Annotated in this window: 19 protein-coding genes; 3 read left to right on the top strand and 16 right to left on the bottom strand. The window is 61.5% G+C overall.

Translation table 11 applies throughout. The features are described from left to right. The 11 genes from BGP00_RS17050 to BGP00_RS17000 form a co-directional block, all read right to left on the bottom strand. On the bottom strand, positions 1–235 hold a 235-nt coding region (locus BGP00_RS17050), incomplete at its 3' end, for a DnaB-like helicase N-terminal domain-containing protein (protein ID WP_292925792.1). Next, positions 228–593, bottom strand: coding sequence for a hypothetical protein (locus BGP00_RS17045; protein WP_292687425.1), 366 nt, complete (start codon positions 591–593; stop codon positions 228–230). The genes BGP00_RS17050 and BGP00_RS17045, both read right to left, overlap by 8 nt. Before the next feature lie 178 nt (positions 594–771). Beyond that, positions 772–981, bottom strand: a complete 210-nt coding sequence (locus BGP00_RS17040; RefSeq protein ID WP_292687428.1) for a helix-turn-helix domain-containing protein — start codon at positions 979–981, stop codon at positions 772–774. A gap of 86 nt (positions 982–1,067) precedes the next feature. Further along, on the bottom strand, positions 1,068–1,667 hold the full coding sequence (locus BGP00_RS17035; RefSeq protein ID WP_292687430.1) for a hypothetical protein: 600 nt from the start codon (positions 1,665–1,667) through the stop codon (positions 1,068–1,070). 54 nt (positions 1,668–1,721) lie between these two features. Further along, positions 1,722–2,198: a hypothetical protein gene (locus BGP00_RS17030; protein WP_292687432.1), complete on the bottom strand. Its 477-nt coding sequence runs from the start codon at positions 2,196–2,198 to the stop codon at positions 1,722–1,724. Between the two features lie 95 nt (positions 2,199–2,293). Next, entirely contained in the window at positions 2,294–2,731 is a 438-nt protein-coding gene (locus tag BGP00_RS17025) for a hypothetical protein (protein ID WP_292687434.1), read from the bottom strand. Then, entirely contained in the window at positions 2,731–3,159 is a 429-nt protein-coding gene (locus tag BGP00_RS17020) for a hypothetical protein (protein ID WP_292687436.1), read from the bottom strand. Before BGP00_RS17020 ends, BGP00_RS17025 begins: the two co-directional genes overlap by 1 nt. Continuing rightward, a complete protein-coding gene (locus BGP00_RS17015; protein ID WP_292687438.1) occupies positions 3,152–3,415 on the bottom strand; it encodes a hypothetical protein in 264 nt (87 codons plus the stop codon). The genes BGP00_RS17020 and BGP00_RS17015 overlap by 8 nt, the downstream gene beginning before the upstream one ends. A gap of 83 nt (positions 3,416–3,498) precedes the next feature. After that, the gene (locus tag BGP00_RS17010) at positions 3,499–3,891 is read right to left on the bottom strand and encodes a type II toxin-antitoxin system HicB family antitoxin (protein ID WP_292687440.1); all 393 of its coding nucleotides are present in this window, start codon (positions 3,889–3,891) and stop codon (positions 3,499–3,501) included. A 23-nt stretch (positions 3,892–3,914) separates the two neighbouring features. Then, positions 3,915–4,097 (bottom strand): type II toxin-antitoxin system HicA family toxin, encoded by a 183-nt coding sequence (locus tag BGP00_RS17005; RefSeq protein ID WP_292687442.1) that lies wholly within the window; start codon positions 4,095–4,097, stop codon positions 3,915–3,917. Between the two features lie 54 nt (positions 4,098–4,151). Then, positions 4,152–5,528: a site-specific integrase gene (locus tag BGP00_RS17000; protein ID WP_292687444.1), complete on the bottom strand. Its 1,377-nt coding sequence runs from the start codon at positions 5,526–5,528 to the stop codon at positions 4,152–4,154. A 323-nt stretch (positions 5,529–5,851) separates the two neighbouring features. Between BGP00_RS17000 and BGP00_RS16995 the strand changes: the two genes are divergently transcribed. Next, positions 5,852–6,010 (top strand): plasmid maintenance system antidote protein, encoded by a 159-nt coding sequence (locus BGP00_RS16995; RefSeq protein ID WP_292687446.1) that lies wholly within the window; start codon positions 5,852–5,854, stop codon positions 6,008–6,010. A gap of 179 nt (positions 6,011–6,189) precedes the next feature. Here BGP00_RS16995 and BGP00_RS16990 read toward each other — a convergent pair whose 3' ends face one another. From BGP00_RS16990 to BGP00_RS16980, 3 genes are all read right to left on the bottom strand, one after another. Beyond that, entirely contained in the window at positions 6,190–6,477 is a 288-nt protein-coding gene (locus BGP00_RS16990; protein ID WP_292687448.1) for a hypothetical protein, read from the bottom strand. A 360-nt stretch (positions 6,478–6,837) separates the two neighbouring features. Next, the gene (gene rlmJ, locus BGP00_RS16985; protein WP_292687450.1) at positions 6,838–7,668 is read right to left on the bottom strand and encodes a 23S rRNA (adenine(2030)-N(6))-methyltransferase RlmJ; all 831 of its coding nucleotides are present in this window, start codon (positions 7,666–7,668) and stop codon (positions 6,838–6,840) included. Positions 7,669–7,925: 257 nt separating this feature from the next. Further along, complete coding sequence (locus BGP00_RS16980) at positions 7,926–9,122, bottom strand: hypothetical protein (RefSeq protein WP_292924169.1); 1,197 nt, start codon at positions 9,120–9,122, stop codon at positions 7,926–7,928. Between the two features lie 273 nt (positions 9,123–9,395). Here BGP00_RS16980 and BGP00_RS16975 point away from each other — a divergent pair, with 273 nt between their 5' ends. Then, complete coding sequence (locus BGP00_RS16975) at positions 9,396–10,406, top strand: LysR substrate-binding domain-containing protein (protein WP_292687454.1); 1,011 nt, start codon at positions 9,396–9,398, stop codon at positions 10,404–10,406. On the opposite strand, the gene epsC is transcribed toward BGP00_RS16975, so the two are convergent. Then, positions 10,403–11,374, bottom strand: a complete 972-nt coding sequence (gene epsC / locus BGP00_RS16970) for a serine O-acetyltransferase EpsC (protein WP_292687456.1) — start codon at positions 11,372–11,374, stop codon at positions 10,403–10,405. The two genes, BGP00_RS16975 and epsC, sit on opposite strands and share 4 nt — an antisense overlap. Positions 11,375–11,765: 391 nt before the next feature. Continuing rightward, positions 11,766–13,847, bottom strand: a complete 2,082-nt coding sequence (locus BGP00_RS16965) for a glycoside hydrolase family 3 C-terminal domain-containing protein (RefSeq protein ID WP_292687458.1) — start codon at positions 13,845–13,847, stop codon at positions 11,766–11,768. 375 nt (positions 13,848–14,222) lie between these two features. On the opposite strand from BGP00_RS16965, the gene BGP00_RS16960 reads away from it, so the two are divergent. After that, complete coding sequence (locus BGP00_RS16960; protein ID WP_292687460.1) at positions 14,223–16,613, top strand: TonB-dependent receptor; 2,391 nt, start codon at positions 14,223–14,225, stop codon at positions 16,611–16,613. The last annotated feature ends 22 nt before the right edge of the window (positions 16,614–16,635 follow it).

The raw sequence follows: 16,635 nt of genomic DNA, 5'->3' as shown, positions 1-16,635 counted from the left end.
GCATGGCCGGATCGTCAGTGAAGTGGGGTTTGATCGTGATGGGCGACACCGACCGGCCAAGCGCACTTTCGCGGGTGATGGCCTCAAAGATCCGACCATGCAGCGGTTCGATGAAGTCGGGCCCGGTCAGGCGATCAGCGGCGGCCTCGATGGCGCCATTGTCCATCAGCAGCGTGCCCAGCAAGGCCGCTTCGGCCTCGATGTTGCCCAGCATGGAGGAGGGGGCTTCACTCATTGTCGCGCCCTTCCATCTTTGCCGCCAGAGATTGCATCACGTTTTCAGCGGCAACGCCAAAGGGCACCGCGTCCCGCCCGGGGCCATATTCCGGCAGAACCCAGACGATGGCCTGCCTACCGGATGGGTTGGCGCGAGTACGGCCGGAATCGACCACGGATTTGGCCGAAACCAGTTCACTCACACGTGGGGACATTCCCCAGCGATCATGCTGCGCGGCTTCGGCGATCTCCAGCGCGGTCATACCGCGTTCGGCCGCCTCATGTATCAGGCGATAGGCCAGTGCGCGCAGGCGGCCAGCGGCGGGATCGATGGCGGCATATGCTGCGCGACTGGTGCGAGTGCGGCGATTACCCATGGTGCGCGCCTCCAAAGGACAGCGCGGCCACAAGGGCGGCGGTTTTGAAGGGGAGGGCATATCGGCTGGCAAGGTGTTGCGCGCGGAAAGCAGAGAGGGTAAAGGTATCGCAGGAAATGCCGCCACAGCTATTCCGCGAAGCCTCGCCCCCTTGGTGCGGGGCTTTGCTTTTCATGGCTCAAGCTGCTTGCTCACTGGTGGAGCGGATCAGGCGGCTCGCCACCCAGGCATCCAGATCGGCGCGGCGATATCGCACCGGGCCACGCGGGCCGGGGGAAAGCTTGGCGAATTGGGGGCCGTTGCCGGTCAGGCGGAAGCGCTCAAGCGTAGGGCAGGACAGGCCAAGATATTCTGCGGCGCCTGCGGTATCGAGAATCTCCGGGGTCATGGGCTACCTCGTGTTGTTGGTAGCCATTACAGATACTCACATTTTAGCTGTATGCAGCAACAGCCCGGAATGGGATAAGGTCGCTCTTATCCCGTATTGCCGGAGTTTCTGCGCTTTTTCAGAAATCGAATGATGCGCTGGCGAGCGCGAAGTTGACGCACAAGCACATTTGCCCAAGGCCCGGTACCCGCTGAAAATCTACTCATAATCCAAATGAGATTATCACTGGGCTTCCAAGCTCCACCCACCATTTGCTCAATCTGCTGCCACTCTTTCCTCGTTTGGAAAAGGTCGGTGGGAGAAACGCCCATAGGGTTATTGTTTGGCCCCACATTTGGCTGCAAAGCCTCGGATGCCGCATCCGCCCCGCCTAGGTCGCGAAGGCGGTGAAACAGGCGTTGGGTTGCTTCCTCGTCGTCGAATTTTACCCGTGGAACAAAGCATACTGGATCCTTTTTGAAATCGCTCCAAAGTCTTTCAATGGCTTCTCGTTGGCTTTTGCCCATCCCCCAATAACCCGGAAGCTTTGGGCAATATGCGATCCATGATGCAAGGGTCCGTTCTACGCCAACGTCACCCGGTTCAATCGGATGCCCGTCAAGGTCCAGGTATTCGATATGGACCTGAAACGTGGGCAGGCCATCAGCGTCAAACTCATGTGGTTTCAGTTTCCGAATGCCTGCCATGCGATCTTATCCTTTCCGGTCCGGAACCCGACATGTTACGAAGCCATCATCAAATTATTTACTTTTCAATACCATCGCATCCGCCATGGCATGCAGAAGCACGTCAATTGGTACGGGCACATTGGTCGAAACATAGCCAACGTTATGCGCGCGCCGTTGGCCATAGCGGTCAATCCACTGGCGCCCATAAAGCCGCCACGCGCGCTGCAAAGGCGCTACTGGCAACAGATAGCACCGGCGGCTGGGTGCAAAGGCATAAGCCACGAAGTCGCAGGCCAATGGCTTCTGTACCCAGCCGGGCGACCGGCGCGCCTCGTCGCTCCACTGCTCCAGCAGAATGTCGGGCCAGTCGTGGGTTCGAACCTTCTCGTCCACGGTATAGACCCGGCCCGATGCCAGAGTGATCACGCGATCGATCCCGCCGCGCTGCGCCCATCCGTCGTCTCGCACGCAAACTGCGCTGATCAGCGAGGGGAACGCGCGTCGATACAAATCCAGCCACCATCCGGCATCGGCATAGGATTCCGACATTGCCAAGCTGGCGCGGAAGTCATGCGGGCCAGCCGTTCCGAAGCGCCTCAGGGCAGGGGCTGGGGCGCTCGGAAATGGAAGGAAGGGTTGATCGGTCAATCGTGCTGGCATCCGCCGGGGTCAGAGACCGGGCATCCCGCTGCCCCGCTCTTGCCCCTGAACCAGGCGCATTCCTCATCCTCTGCGCCAGCGCCGTCCTGCTCGTCGCCGGTCAGTTCGTCATCTTCATGACCAGAGGAATTTATCAGGCAGGCACCGGAGCGCCGCTGTGCTGCCATTAGCGAAGTGAACTCCGCATAGGCCCCGGCTTCCTCATCACCGCTATGCTCATGGTCTGCCGGATCGCCCGGCTGGCCATCAGAGCGGGATGAAAAATCAGGTTCGTCAGGGTCGTCCGGCGCGTCGAAGGTGTCGAGCAAGCCGATGGCCACCTCAATGAAGGCTTCGACTTTGCAGCGGTCGTAGCGGGACAAGATGCGCGCAACGGCGGGCATAGGTGCGGAAATAAAGCCGATTTGTTGGAGGTTTCCCATTATGCGTCTCCCATCAGGCGGCGCAGATCGGCCAGCGTTTGGGTAAAGCAATCCATGTGATAGCCATGGGTATAGCCATCACAATTATCCTCCAGCAGGTAATCAAGCTTCCACATCACGGCCTTGCTGTCAGGCGCGGGCATGTTGATGAGCTTCCAACGCAAATTGGAAAGCTCTTCGGTCAGTCGGTCGATTTTGTCATTGATGGCTTTGTCAACGCGCGGGCCGCCTGCCTGGCTGCGTTCATAGGCAGGATCATGCACGGTTGCGGCAAAATGCTCGCGCTCTGCCTCTTTGTCATGAAACTGGCGCATCGCGGCATCCCATTTGGCGCGTTGGATACCGACGTTGCCGGTGGCTTTGGTTCCAGAAATGCCAGCGGTGATACACGCCGCGCTGGATGCCAGAAATTGACGGCGATCAGTCATGGCAGACCTCCCCGGCAAGGGCTTGAATGTGCCGTGCCACCGCTACCTTGCGATCTGGTCCGGAAAGCTCTTTCCAGTGCAGGCGCGCATCTTCATTCTGGGCAGGGGTAAAGCCATCCAGCATCCAGCCCATGGTCACTTTGCCGCCAGCCGAAATGACCCACCATCCGCCGACGTCTTTAAAACGGGAAAGCCAAGCAGCCGGGTCAAAGGGGGTGACGGGCGCGGATTGCGCCTCTACAGGGGTACCAGCCATATCAAACGGTCCTTTCGTTTGTTGTGGTTAGGGCCGGTCGAGAGCTCCTACCTTCCAGACCGGCCCGTTTTATCGCGCGCTGCCTAATGCAACCCGCGAATCTCGTTCCGCGCGGCCTCGACGATGAAGGCGCTGCGGGTCAGTTTGCGCATGCTGGCGGCGGTGTCGATGGCCTCCAGAATGCCCTTGTCCAAAGACAGGTTCACGCGCACGGATCGCCCGGCGCTGGTCAGCAGGGGCACGGCCAGCAGAAAGGCCCCGGCCGCCAATTCTTCCGCAACTTCGGCGGTGATGGCATCGAGGGCGCGCGGTTCCACCATCGGTTCATCCTCGAACCACAGTTCCAGCGCCTCGCAGGCGTTGGGCAACACATCCGCCAGATCATCCGCCGCCGAAAAACAGCCCGGCAGATCGGGGAAGGTGACGCCATAGGCGCTTTCTGCGTCCTTATGCACCAGTGCGAAAAAGGTCTTCATGGTTCCTGCCTTTCCGGCTGGCATTACAGCCACCCGGCGAATTTTGCGATGTTGCGGGCCGTACCTAAAGGCAGATCCCGCTTGGGGTGGGGAACGATGATGGTCCTATCGTCCTTCCGAAACTTGTGATGCGATCCGCGTGTGGAAACCAGTTCCCAGCCTTCGCTTTCAAGCCTCCGGATGATCCGTCTGCTGTCTCGTTCCATGAGTAGTATTCTACATGCTAGAGGGATGGAGGGCAAGAAATGTTGTGTAAAAAACTACACACTCCCTGCGGATTGCTTGGCATTGCGGATGGGCACGACGTTGGTTTCCTCGGCTGGCGTCACGGTGGTTTCGATATGGCGCGCCCATGCTTCCAGCGCGGACCGCTTCTCTTCGGCCCAATCGTGGCGCTGATAGATTCCCGCCACGCCCGCCTTGGCGCCCGACACGTGGTTCAGCACCGCCTCGGTTACCTCGAAGCGCGTTCCAAGGCGCTGCAATCCAGTCGCGAGAGTGCGGCGCAGGTCATGCACACGCCAGGGCGATAAAGCGCCTTCCTCCTGCCGAACCTTAAGCACCTCGTCATCAAGATGGCGGCGGGCACGGGAATAGCATGTCAGGGGCAAAACGCCGCGGATAGACAGCACGTGTCCCGCCTTCGGCCAGCGCTTGGCGTCCGGCTTATCTTCTTCGGCCTTGATCTGGAGGGACAGTGCCAGCCGATCCAGTTCCTCAATCACCACAGGCGCCAGCGGTACGATATGGGCCACGCCATTTTTGGCCTTGTTGGCGGGGATGATCCATGTCGCCGATGCCCGGTCCAGTTCGGCCCAAGCCATGGCAGCAACTTCCTCCCGGCGCTGGCCCGTCAGCATCAGCAACCGGAAATAGGCGCCGAAGGGATCGCGCAGTTTTCCCGCCGCTTGCCAGATCGTGACCAGTTCATCATCGGTCAGGACGCGGTTGCGCGCCTCCGGTGCCGTGGGCTTGACCATCAGGCGTACAGGGTTGTCGCTGATCTCGCCGCGCTCCATCGCCCAGCGAAACAGCACCGACGCATAGGCATAGACGGCAAGGCGGCCTGCCCGATGCTTGATTGGCACGGCGTCGATAATGGGTTGCAGGTCCGCGCGCGTGATGTGGGGTAGAGGCTTGCCTTTGAGCGCCGGGGTCAGGTGTGTGTCGATGATGTAGCGGGCTTGCTCGACCGTGCGGGGGCGGCGGCCCTTTTCAAGCTCGTAATGTTCCAGCCAGCGGGCCGCGACATTCTCGAAGGCCAGATCACCTTCAAGCCGAGCCCGCTCTTCAGCCTTGCGTTTCGCCTCATCTTTGGCGGTGACCGCATCCAGTTCCGATTGTCGGGGGTCGATTCCCTGCTCAACCATCGCGGCCAGTTCCTTGGCGCGGGCGCGGGCCTGATCGGGCGTCAGGCTGCCATGTTTGCCGATGGTGTATTTGCGCGGCGCAGTCCTGTCGGCCTGACCGGGGCGGGCGAGGCGATACTGGTAGAGATAAACCTTGCTGCCAGCCGGAGTCACTTTCAGGCCAAAGCCTTTGACGGTTTCTTTCCCGCCATCGTCCCACACCACATACTCGGCAGCGGCAGGCTTTGCCGCGTCTACGGTGCGTTTGGTGATCGGTGCCTTGGCCATGTCTGATGCTTTCTTGCCTCCTAGGCATCAGATAGGCATCAGATCAATTCAAAGCAAGGATGATTTGTGATGGCATGAGATTATAGAAATGCGCTGAATCATTGGGTTTGTGATTTTATGGGCGCGAGCGTTAGTCATAAAACCTCAAATTCCTAATCTGAGGAACATGGGTTCGAATCCCGTCGGGTGCACCAATTTTTTCAGATGCTTAGTGGTCGACTTTGGGCCCATCGCATCGCCTGAATTTACTCTAGCAATCACATGGCAAGCACGGCGCGCAATTTCGCGGAGTTGGGGTGATTCGACCATAGCTGCACGATATTATGATCAGCTTTCAGAATGGCTTCGGCATCAAGGCCGATACGCTGTTGCGGATGCAGGCGGCCTATGAACTTGCTCAGGTGCGCGCACATGAGAACGAGATTGGTGCGCGCGGCTTAACGACTGCGCCTGCCGCCTCGAAGCCAGCTAACGCAGGTTAACAGCGCCTGTCTGCATGCTTCATCCCATCGGCAGGATTGCCCTGCTAAGCCGAAGGTCCCCGCTCACGGCTACCAATTCGGGGCGGGGGCGCGTCGACTGGTGTTTGGGGCTCTGGGCACCAGTCGGCGCGTTACTCTTTTCCGTACCTGCCCGTTCCGGCCTCACCAACTCGGCCGGCTTATTTATTCGTCGCCTCTTTCAAATCCTTTTGCGCCTGCTCCACACCCTCTCCCGCCTCGACCGCGTTGGGCATTACGTCGCGCCAGTCCTCTGTCTTGAAGCGCTCCAGTTGCTCTTGCAGGTTGTCGCTGGCGGTTTCGAGTGCGTCTGCCTTTTCCCGGATGGTCGCAAGCTGCGCTTGCAGATCTGCATTTTCTTGGCGCAGTTGATCGATTTCAGATTTGTCGGACTCGGAATTACCGCATGCTGTGAGTAATAGCAGAGCGCTCAACATAACTGTCTTCATCACATTCCTCTTTAGTCTATATGATGGTGACGGCTTGTTGCTGTTTTACTTGTCGGCCTGGGAATTGTAAGGCTGGATGAGAAAGCGCGTGCCATTTGGATGCCTTCGCGCGCCGCTTTGCGCGTCCAAGCACCGCTCGCTTCCCGGGCGATGAAGGTGTGGACTTCCCGCGTTGCAGGGGCGGCCAGATCAGCGCAAAACCGCCATGATCGCCCATGGCAAACAGATTTTCAGGGCATGCGATGGCCGCACTCAGGTCAAGATCGCCGCCTTCAAAATGGACTCACTGCGGGGTGGTGGCGGCGCAGCCCTGATTTGCGGTGCGGCCAGTCTCGGTGATGGGGCGGCTGGGGGCTTATGTTAATCGCCCAGCCAGTCGGCTGTGATCTGGCCCTTATGCCCCTCCGGCGCCAGCGCGGCGCGCAGGGCTTCCAGCATAGGCGACAGCGCCTGCGTGAAGGCGTAGGGCGGGTTGACGATGAAAAGGCCCGCGCCGTTATAGATGCCGGGCTGATCGCTGTCGTACAGCCAATGCTCCACGCTCAGAAATTTCGGAATGCCCAGCCTGCGCAACTTGTGCTTCCACTGCGCATGGGTGGGGCGCTCCTTCAGCGGATACCAGATCACCGTCACGCCATGCGCCCATTTGCGGTGAGCGGCGGCCAGAGTAGCCGTGATACGGGCGCGTTCGTCCGTCTGCTCATACGGCGGGTCGACCACCACCACGCCGCGGGACGTTCGGGGCGGCACCATCGCCAGCCAAAGCTCGTAAGCGTCGCGTTCGTGCACGGCGGCTTGGGTGTCGCGCATCACGCCGCGCAGGGCATAGGCGTCTTCGGGATGTTTTTCGTTGAGGATCAGGAGATCCTGCGGGCGCAGAAGTTGCGCCAGAAACCGGGGCGAGCCGGGGTAGAGACGCGGCTCGTCCCCGACATTCACCGCCCGTACGGCGGCGCGGTAGTCGTCGAGCAACGGGTTCGTGTCGGCAAAGGCCCGCATCACGCCCTGCGTGGACTCGCCGGTGCGCTGAGCCTGATCTCCCTGAAGGTCGTACAGCCCGCAGCCGGCATGGGTGTCGATCAGGGTCAGCCCGCCTTCTTTTTGCTGCAAGGCCCGCACGAGGGCGATCAGCAGGCTGTGCTTCACAACATCGGCGCTATTGCCGGCATGGAAGGAATGGCGATAATTCATTGTGAATCAATATCCTGATGATCCGACTATAGACGCGCGGCCGGTTGCGCAAGCTGGGCGCGACGCGACTGAAGCAGCGAATCCGGCGCTCATATAGAGTCGGGCGGAAACCTTCAAAGCACTTCTGCGTCAGACCTCATCGGCGGACGGGCGCGCCACATGACAGCGCCAGCCTGTTCCCGTCACAAGAAGGGCAAGCCTCAGACCTTCCTCGATCAGGGAATACGCCGGGAAAATCTTGCCCCTTTCACCAAGCATCATTTGGAAACAGAAGCTTCCGGCATCCACCCACGCAGGGCAGGCGCCAGAGGACCACCCAGCAGGCGCACCCGCCCGGCCATGGCCTTGATGACAATCTCGCGTGACATGGCTTGTGTTCTGACTCGGCCGGATGGGCCAAAGGCCATCGTGCGTTGCAGCCAGGTCATGATGTCGCCTGCCGGCGGGGCTGTCATGACCCTTTGCGCTATTTCCGCCGCCAGAAGATCAGGATCGCGCGTACAGGAGATGCCCTTTAAGCGCGCGTCTTCGACCGCGGAAAAGGTCGAAGTCTGGCCGGGCTGGTCTTTTATTCGAGCGAACAGTGCGAGAGCCTCTTCCTTGCGGCCCAGGCCATAAAGGGCGCAGGCTCTCATGGCGGGAAAGTAGGCCATGGAGCCGGGCAGTTGCTCGTAGCTCGGGAAGAGGCCGGGGGACAATTTCTTGAAGGCGTCTGTTGCCTCATCCAGGGCCGCCAGCGCTTCTTCGTAGCGCCCGGATATTGCTAGCAATTCCACCAGCGTCATCTTTTCATTGATCTGAAAAGGGGTGGGGCGGGTTTGCTCCTTGATTGATTTTTGCAGTCCTTCGATTGCCTGATCCGAGGTGCCGTCGCGAAACAGCAGACCGGCAATGCGACTGTTGAGGCTGCTGCGCATGTAATCGGCCGGAGAACCGCTTGGCAAAGAGGCCAAACGCTCTTTTGCAAAGGCCACGGCCTCGTCGATGTGGCCAACATCGGTCAGGAGTTCGACATATTGCAGGGTGGCGCGGTTGTCGCCGCCAATACCTTGCTGCTGCCGATTTGCGGCGGGCAAGGATTTTGCAATTCCGTCTGCGGCTTCTTTTGCCCTGGCCAATGCCCGATCGTGCAGGACATGCAGATCATCGCCCGCCCAATTCAGCAAAGCAGGCCATGTAAAAGCGAGGCGCTCATCCGCCAGCACCGCCAGCGCGTCCTCGGGCGTGGCGATCAGGCGCAGGCGCCGGGTCGTGCCGCCCAACTCATGAGAGACCAGTTCCGCCCGGTTTTCGCGGATGATCAGCTCCACCTTGCCCCAACCGCCCGGCCAGATCATTTCGACCGGCTCGGCGCCAACCTTGGCCGCCGCAGGCAAGGGCGCGGCCATAGCCGAAACCACCAGCGGCAGAATAAGAAGGCCACCGATCTTTGTTTTAATTTTCATCCGGAACAAGGCTTTCAGCTCATCTCTCCTGGATCAGCGTTAGAACAGATAGGCAAAAAAACGCCAAGTGCTTTCGGTGAGGGGTAATCCATGATGGTCCAGGCATTGGCGGCAATGCGGCAACCCCTTTCCCGAGATCGGGCGGAGACAGATCGTTATCGGGCGCCCGGGATCTGCGCCGGCAAAGCTGATCTGCAATGTGCCCAAGACTATGTTGTTTGCCCTTGCCTGGATTACTCAACTAAATGTGTAGAGATAATCCGGGCACAATCAGGGGGCCGCATGAATTTCCAGCAATTGCGCTATGTGCGGGCCGCCTTGCACAATGACCTCAATCTGACCGAGGTGGCCAATCAGCTCTTCACCTCGCAATCGGGGGTCAGCAAGCAGATCCGCGATCTGGAGGCGGAATTGGGCATCGACATTTTTGTGCGCCGGGGCAAAAGGCTGGTGGGCCTGACCAAGGCGGGCGGGCATGTGGCCGAGGTGGTCGATCGCCTGCTGCATGAGGCGGATAATCTGAAACGTCTGTCGGCCCAGTTCGTGGCGCAGGACAAGGGGCGGCTGACGATTGCGGCGACGCATAATCAGGCCTCCTATGTGCTGCCCCCGGTGCTTTTGCGCTTTGCCCGCGAATTTCCCGATGTCGAGGTGGAAATCCGCCAGGGCACGCCGCGCTATGTTTCGGACATGCTGCTGCGCGGCGAGGCCGATCTGGGGCTGGCGACACAGGCGCTGGACGAGGTATCGGACCTGTCGACCTTCACCTGTTTCGATTGGCATCATGTGGTGATCGTTCCCGATGGCCATCCGCTTTCCCGCCTGCCTGCACCCACGCTGGCCGATATCGCCGGGTTCCCGCTGATTACTTACAGCCGCGATTTCGCGGGCGGGTCGGGGGTGGTCGATGCGTTCGAGGCGGCGGGGATCAGGCCCGATCTGCGGCTGACCGCGATGGATGCCGATGTCATCAAGACCTATGTGCGCCTTGGCATGGGGGTGGGCATTGTCGCGCAGATGGCGATGATCAACGGGCATGGCGAGGGGGTGCAGATCCTGCCCCAATCGCACCGCCTGTTCCCGCATTCCAGCACCAAGGTTGCGCTGCTCAAAGGCTCCTTGCTGCGCAACTATGCCTATAGTCTGGTGCGGATGCTGGCGCCCCATGTGCCGCAAAAGGTGCTGACGGGCGCGCGGCCAATGCCGGTGCTGACCCAGCGTCTGGCCAGTTTTGTCGAGCGTTCGGACCTGCATTTCGAATGGGGCAATGCGCCCCATTCGGTTGCGGCTTAGGGCCAGTTGGCCAGCGGATCGGTTTCAATCGAAATGCTGGGCGTGCCTTGTCGCACTACGCTGCGCGGGGCGACCGAGCGCGTCAGCCAGACATTGCCGCCGATCGCGCTCCCCGCGCCAATCGTGATGCGGCCAAGGATCGTCGCGCCTGCATAGATCACCACATCATCCTCGATCACCGGATGGCGCGGGGTGTTGATCAGATGGCCATTGTCATCCGAGGCAAAGCTGCGCGCGCCCAGCGTGACGGCCTGATACAGGCGCACCCGCTTGCCGATGATCGCGGTCTGGCCGATGACGACGCCGGTGCCGTGGTCGATGAAAAAGCTCTCATCGATGGTGGCGCCGGGGTGGATATCGATGCCGGTGCGCGAATGGGCGATCTCGGTGATGATCCGCGCGACCAGCGGAGCGCCATGGGCGTAGAGCACATGGGCAATGCGATAATGCAGCATCGCGGTCAGAGAAGGGTAGCAGAGCAGCACTTCATCCACCGTGCGCGCCGCAGGATCGCCGGCAAAGGCGGCCTCCAGATCGGTGTCGAGCAACCGGCGCACATCGGGCAGGCTGTCGGCAAGCGCGGCGACAATGGCATTGGCCTGCGCGTGGATTTCGGCCTCATTCTGGGCGCGGCCCGCGTGCAGCTCCATGCGGATCTGCGCCGCCAGATCGGGCAGCGCGCGGCGCAGCGAGGCGATGACAAACGCATCCTCGGTGTCCAGCGTCAGCCCGCGTGGGCCAAGCCGCATGGGAAACAGGGCCGAGGCCAGATTGTCCAGAATTTGCCCCAGCGCCAGACGCGAGGGGAAACCATGCGCGCCATAGGCCGAATCGTGATCCTGCGACAATCGCCACTGATGCCGCCGCCCGCGCAGCGCATCGGCCAGCGCGGGCAGATCCACCAGCGGCGGTTCAAAGCCCGAGGCGTTGCCAGAATTCTGATGCGCTGATGGATTGTTTTGCGTCATGAGATGATCCGGTAGGCCGCCACGAGGGATGCGGCAAGGGCGTACCTGCCAAATGGCGGAGAGGGACGGGGCGGGGGCGGGATACGGCAATCGGCATTTCACATCATCCTGTCTGTGCAACAAAGCACGAGACAAGGAGCGGGAAACGCGCCGTCAGCCTCGTGCCGCTTTAGCCTTTGGTGACGCGGAGCAAGCTGACACGGGAGATCAAAAGCCGCGGCCCGGCGGGGGAGGGAGGGAGGACCCCCGCTGGACGTCAAAACCTCTACTGAATGAGTTGAGATTTATCCAGCAACGCTTGTTTGGCGCGGGATAAGAAAAACTTGGGGGCCAAGAAAAAAGGGGCGCCCGGTTGGACGCCCCTCCTCGCTGGTGTTTCGGATGCCGCGCGTCAGACCTCGACGCTGGTCTGGAGGCAGGCGGCACTGCTGCCCCCTGCGTAAACCCGATAGGTTCCGGGTTCGAGCCGCCATTCGCGACCCGCGCGCCAGCGCATCGTGTCGTGCGCCACGGTAAAGCGCGCAATGGCCGTTTCCCCCGGCGCCAGCGATACGCGGGCAAAGCCACGCAATTGCTTGACCGCGCGCTCGGCCTCGACGCCCGGCGCGCCGATATAGCATTGCACCACCTCGTCGGCGGCCACATCGCCGGTGTTGCGCACGGCGACCGACACTTCGATGGCCTCGCCCGCCACGCGAGCGTTCAGCGCGCTATAGGCAAAGGTGGCATAGGACAGGCCATGACCGAAGGCATAGCGCGGGGCAATGCCTTCACGCTCCAGCTTGGTATAGCCATGCCAGAGGTCATAGGTGATCTCTTCCGCATCGCGGTCGAAGAAGGGGTAATGCGCCGCATCGCGCGCCACCGTAAAGGGCAGCTTGCCCGAGGGGCACACATCGCCAAACAGCACTTCGGCCAGCGCGGTGCCGCCCTCCATACCGGCGTAAAAGCTCATCAGGATGGCGTTCACATCGCCGCGCCATTCCTCGACCAGCACCGCCGAACCGGCCACGATGGCCACCAACACCGGCTTGCCGCTGGCCGTCGCTGCGCGGATCAGCGCGACCTGCGCCTCCGGCAGGGTCAGGCCCACACGGTCGCCGCCGATGGGGGTGGGCGAAAGGCTGGGGCCGCGCGGCTTCTTGTCGGCGCCAAGGGCGATGTCGCCAAGGATATATTCGCCCTCTTCCTTGGCCGTATAACCCGCCACAACCAGCACCGCATCGGTGGCCTCGGCTGCGGCGCGTGCGGCGTCCAGATCGCTCTCATCGGCGTGGAGAACGGCTTCCTCGCCCAGCATCCGGCGTAGCCCTTCGAGCGGCGTGACGACATAGGGCGGGCGCACGCGGCTCGATCCATTATCGCCGGTGTTTTCCAGCGCGGCCAGCGCGCCCAGCACCGCCAGCTTCTTCACCCGGTCGCGGCGCAGCGGCAGAACGCCGTCATTTTCCAGCAGCACCGCACATTTGCGCGCCGCCTCCAGCGCCAAGGCGCGATGGGCGTCACACGCGATCAGCTCCTTGCCATAGGCGGGCAGGGGATCTTCGCGCCGGGCGAATGCCAATTGCGTGGTCAGGATACGGCGGCATGCCCGGTCCACGACATAGGGTTCGACCAGACCTTCCTCGACCGCCGTGACCAGCTTTTCGCCAAACACCAAGGGTTCGGGATTTTCGATATCCAGCCCCGCCGAGGCGCCATAGACCTTGTAAACCCCGCGCACCCAGTCGGAATGGACAAAGCCCTCAAATTTCCATTCGTCGCGCAGGATCTCGGTCAGCAGCACGCGGTCCTGACCGCAATATTCGCCGTTCACCTTGTTATACGAGGTCATCACGCTGGCGATGCCCGCATCAAGGCAATGTTTGAAATGGGGCAGATAGACTTCGTGCAGCGCGCGTTCGTCGGCCAGCACGTTCACCTTGAAACGCGCATTTTCCATGGAATTCAGCGCGAAATGCTTGACCGTGGCGATGATATTGTGGGTCTGGATGCCAGTGCCCATCGCCGCGCCCATGACGCCCAGATGCCAGGGGTCCTCGCCATAGGTTTCCTGCGCGCGGCCCCATGCCGGATGGCGCAGCAGGTTGATGCAGACCGCGCCGGAGAAATTGCAGTCCTGCGCGCGCCCCTCGATCCCCATCGCTTCGCCGATTCGCAGTTCGAGATCAGCGTCGAACGTGGCCCCGCGCGCCATGGTGCAGGGAAAGCAGGTGGAATTGCCGCGCGTGACCCCGCGCGGGCCATCGGTGAACCACAGAGGCGAAAGGCCCAGTCGCGCATTGCCGCTGCCAGCGCGATAGGGGCGGGCGCCCCATACGCGATTGTCTTCCTGCAAAGCGGTGAAAAACCCTTGCCCCGACATCATTTCGACCTTTTCGGCCAGCGTCATTTGCGCGAGCAGCGCTTCGACCTCGGCCGCGACAGTCTGCTGGGTTTCAGTAGATTGCGGGGGCAGGGTAGGGGCGGTCATGCGCAGTGGTCCTCTCGGGTCATATTGGGGCGGAATTTGGCATTGCTGTATGAATACCGCTAAACCTGCGCTAGCCCATGCCGCCAAATTTGTCGAGAGGCGAGGGTATTTCGCAAAATATGAGGGATTTCCGAGGTTCCTTGGCAACAGGTCTGCGGCAAACCGTTTTCCGATGCCGTATCACCCCCTTGACATAGGCGCGATTTGGCACGACTAGAGCGCCATAAGGTGTAGCGCTAATCCACATATTGTCGCGCGGCATCTGAGAACAAGCCTGAACAAGGCATCGGGAGATGGGGATTTTGAGGCTGACGCCAGCCTCCTTCGCCTGCCCGATGCGCCACCGGCCAACGCGCCACCGGGAGGTATCCGAGAATGACCAAGACTATCCACCTGTTCGCCGTGTCCAGCCTTGCCGCGCTGGCCATTGCCACGCCCGCGCTGGCCCAGCAGGCCGCCCCGGTTGCCGAACCCGCCGCCGAAGTCCCCGGCGACATCGTCGTGACCGCGCAGAAGCGCTCCGAGCGTCTGGTCGCCGTGCCGCTGGCCGTGACCGCTGTGTCGGGCGCCAGCCTTGCCAATCAGCAGATCAACGACACCGCCAGCCTGACGCGCGCCGTTCCCGCGCTGTCCTATCAGGCGGGCAATGGTCCGGGCAATTCCAGCTTCCGCATCCGCGGTGTGGGCACCCAGCTCTTCAGCTATGGCGTGGAATCGGCAGTGGCCGTGGTGGTCGATGGCGTGGTCGCCCCGCGTCAGGTTCAGGGCTTTGCTGACCTTGCCGATCTTCAGCGCGTCGAAGTGCTGCGCGGGCCGCAGGGCACGCTGTTCGGCAAGAACGCGACCGCCGGTGTCATCAACATCGTGACCGAGGCCCCCACCAACCATCTGACCGGCCATTTTGACGCCACCATCGCCGAAAAGGGCGAATATCGCGTCAAGGGTTCGGTGTCCGGCCCGCTGTCCGAAAACGTCAAGGGCCGCATCAGCGGCTATTACAATGACGTGGGCGGCTTCATCTACAACGCCAACACCGGCCGCAACACCAATGGCGTCAAGAGCTGGGGTGTGCGCGGCAAGCTGGAATGGGATGCCGCCAGCAATCTCAAGATCAAGCTGCTGGCCGACATGAACAGCACGGACGCCGATTGCTGTTCGCGCGTGCCGGTCAAGATCACCACGCCCAACATGCAGACGCTGCTGGGCAATATCTCGGCCACGCCGACGAACCGCACTGTGTCGAACGACGGCGCTGGCTATTACCGCACCACCACCAACATCGTCTCGCTGCAGGGCGACCTCGATCTGGGCAAGGCCACGGTCACCTCGATCACCGCGTTTCAGCGCTTTACCGATTCCGACCAGTTCGAGCCGGACCAGATCGCCTCGAACCCCAATCGCTATGTCGGCGCCTTCGCCTATTCGCAGTGGAACGACAATTTCAACCATGTGGCCTATAACAACTGGTCGCAGGAACTGCGCATCGGTTCGAACGGCAACAGCGACCTGACCTATGTCGCGGGCGTGTTCTACAACCACATCAACCTCAACCGCTATCAATCGCGCCGCCGCCTGACCTGCTCGTCGGGCGCCTCGATCGGTGCTGCCTGCTCGGGCACGCAGGTCAGCCAGTCGGCCGGGATGAACGGTACCTATGCGGGCGACAATATCGCCGGTTTCGGCCAGATCGACTGGCGCGCCGTGGGCGGCCTGCACGTCATTGCCGGTATCCGCGAACAGTATGAAGCCCAGCGCGTGACCGGCAGCAATTACGGCCCGATCAACAGCGGCGACGTGCTGTTCCCCGGCACGGTCGTGTCGAACGGCACCACCCGCCGCAGCGGGTCGGCGCTGACCGGCAAGGCGGGCCTGCGCTATGAATTCAATCGCAACCTTCAGGCCTATGCCAGCTATACGCGCGGCTATAAGGCCTTTGCGCTGGATATCGACATCGGCACCAACTTTGCCACCCAGACCGGTCTGGCGCCCGAGCGCGTGAATGCCTACGAACTGGGCCTGAAGTGGTCGGCGCCGGGCGGTCTGCTCGACATCAACACGGCGATCTTCCGCTCGGACTTCACCGATCTTCAGGTGCAGGCGTTGGTCACGGACGTTTCGACCGGCACGTTCAACACCGTGCTGGCCAATGCGGGCAAGTCGCGTTCGCAGGGCTTTGAAGTCGAGGCCACGCTGCGCCCCGTCAAGGGCCTGAGCATCGGCGCGAACTTCTCCTACACCGACGCCACCATCGACGTGCCGGGCCAGAGCTGCGCCATCCAGCAGCAGACGGGCCTCTCGACTTATTCCTCCAACTTCCCGTCGAACACCTGCTATCTCAAGCAGACCACGACCGGCGGTGTGACCAGCACATCGAGCGCGATCATCGACGTTGTGGGCGGCAAGCTGCCCGCAACTCCGGCCTATCGCTTTGGCATCATCCCGCGCTATGAACGCGACTTCGGCAATCTGACGGGCTTCATCCAGATGGCTCTCAATTATCAAAGCTCGACGATCTTCGCGCTCAATCAGGACCCGATGCTGGCGCAGGGCGCTTATACGCTGGTCGATGGCAGCATCGGTGTGCATGGCCCGGATAACCGCTGGAGCGCGACCGTGTTCGTGCGCAACATGTTCAACCAGAATTACTACACCCAGTTGAACCACGGCACCCTGCTGGCCAACACGGCCAATTCGGGCGACCTGTGGGCGAACTTCAATAAGGACTCGCGTCGTTACTTCGGCGCGACCGTGGGCTTCCGCTTCTGATGCGGCGGGGCGGTTTCTCGCC

Origin of the sequence: Novosphingobium sp. 63-713 (assembly GCF_001898925.1) — a bacterium.
Classification (GTDB): Bacteria; Pseudomonadota; Alphaproteobacteria; order Sphingomonadales; family Sphingomonadaceae; genus Novosphingobium.
The sequence above is the reverse complement of the archived record's forward strand: the minus strand, read 5'-3'. Positions and strand labels throughout refer to the sequence as shown.

Coding starts and splice junctions, on each gene's coding strand:
- BGP00_RS17005 (WP_292687442.1), bottom strand. CDS start 4,097: ATGGAACGAGACAGCAGACGGATCATCCGGAGGCTTGAAAGCGAAGGC.
- BGP00_RS17035 (WP_292687430.1), bottom strand. CDS start 1,667: ATGGCAGGCATTCGGAAACTGAAACCACATGAGTTTGACGCTGATGGC.
- BGP00_RS16965 (WP_292687458.1), bottom strand. CDS start 13,847: ATGACCGCCCCTACCCTGCCCCCGCAATCTACTGAAACCCAGCAGACT.
- BGP00_RS17000 (WP_292687444.1), bottom strand. CDS start 5,528: ATGGCCAAGGCACCGATCACCAAACGCACCGTAGACGCGGCAAAGCCT.
- BGP00_RS17020 (WP_292687436.1), bottom strand. CDS start 3,159: ATGACTGATCGCCGTCAATTTCTGGCATCCAGCGCGGCGTGTATCACC.
- BGP00_RS17030 (WP_292687432.1), bottom strand. CDS start 2,198: ATGTCGGAATCCTATGCCGATGCCGGATGGTGGCTGGATTTGTATCGA.
- BGP00_RS17010 (WP_292687440.1), bottom strand. CDS start 3,891: ATGAAGACCTTTTTCGCACTGGTGCATAAGGACGCAGAAAGCGCCTAT.
- epsC (WP_292687456.1), bottom strand. CDS start 11,374: ATGACGCAAAACAATCCATCAGCGCATCAGAATTCTGGCAACGCCTCG.
- BGP00_RS17045 (WP_292687425.1), bottom strand. CDS start 593: ATGGGTAATCGCCGCACTCGCACCAGTCGCGCAGCATATGCCGCCATC.
- BGP00_RS17025 (WP_292687434.1), bottom strand. CDS start 2,731: ATGGGAAACCTCCAACAAATCGGCTTTATTTCCGCACCTATGCCCGCC.
- BGP00_RS16990 (WP_292687448.1), bottom strand. CDS start 6,477: ATGAAGACAGTTATGTTGAGCGCTCTGCTATTACTCACAGCATGCGGT.
- BGP00_RS17015 (WP_292687438.1), bottom strand. CDS start 3,415: ATGGCTGGTACCCCTGTAGAGGCGCAATCCGCGCCCGTCACCCCCTTT.
- rlmJ (WP_292687450.1), bottom strand. CDS start 7,668: ATGAATTATCGCCATTCCTTCCATGCCGGCAATAGCGCCGATGTTGTG.
- BGP00_RS17040 (WP_292687428.1), bottom strand. CDS start 981: ATGACCCCGGAGATTCTCGATACCGCAGGCGCCGCAGAATATCTTGGC.
- BGP00_RS16995 (WP_292687446.1), top strand. CDS start 5,852: ATGATCAGCTTTCAGAATGGCTTCGGCATCAAGGCCGATACGCTGTTG.
- BGP00_RS16975 (WP_292687454.1), top strand. CDS start 9,396: ATGAATTTCCAGCAATTGCGCTATGTGCGGGCCGCCTTGCACAATGAC.
- BGP00_RS16960 (WP_292687460.1), top strand. CDS start 14,223: ATGACCAAGACTATCCACCTGTTCGCCGTGTCCAGCCTTGCCGCGCTG.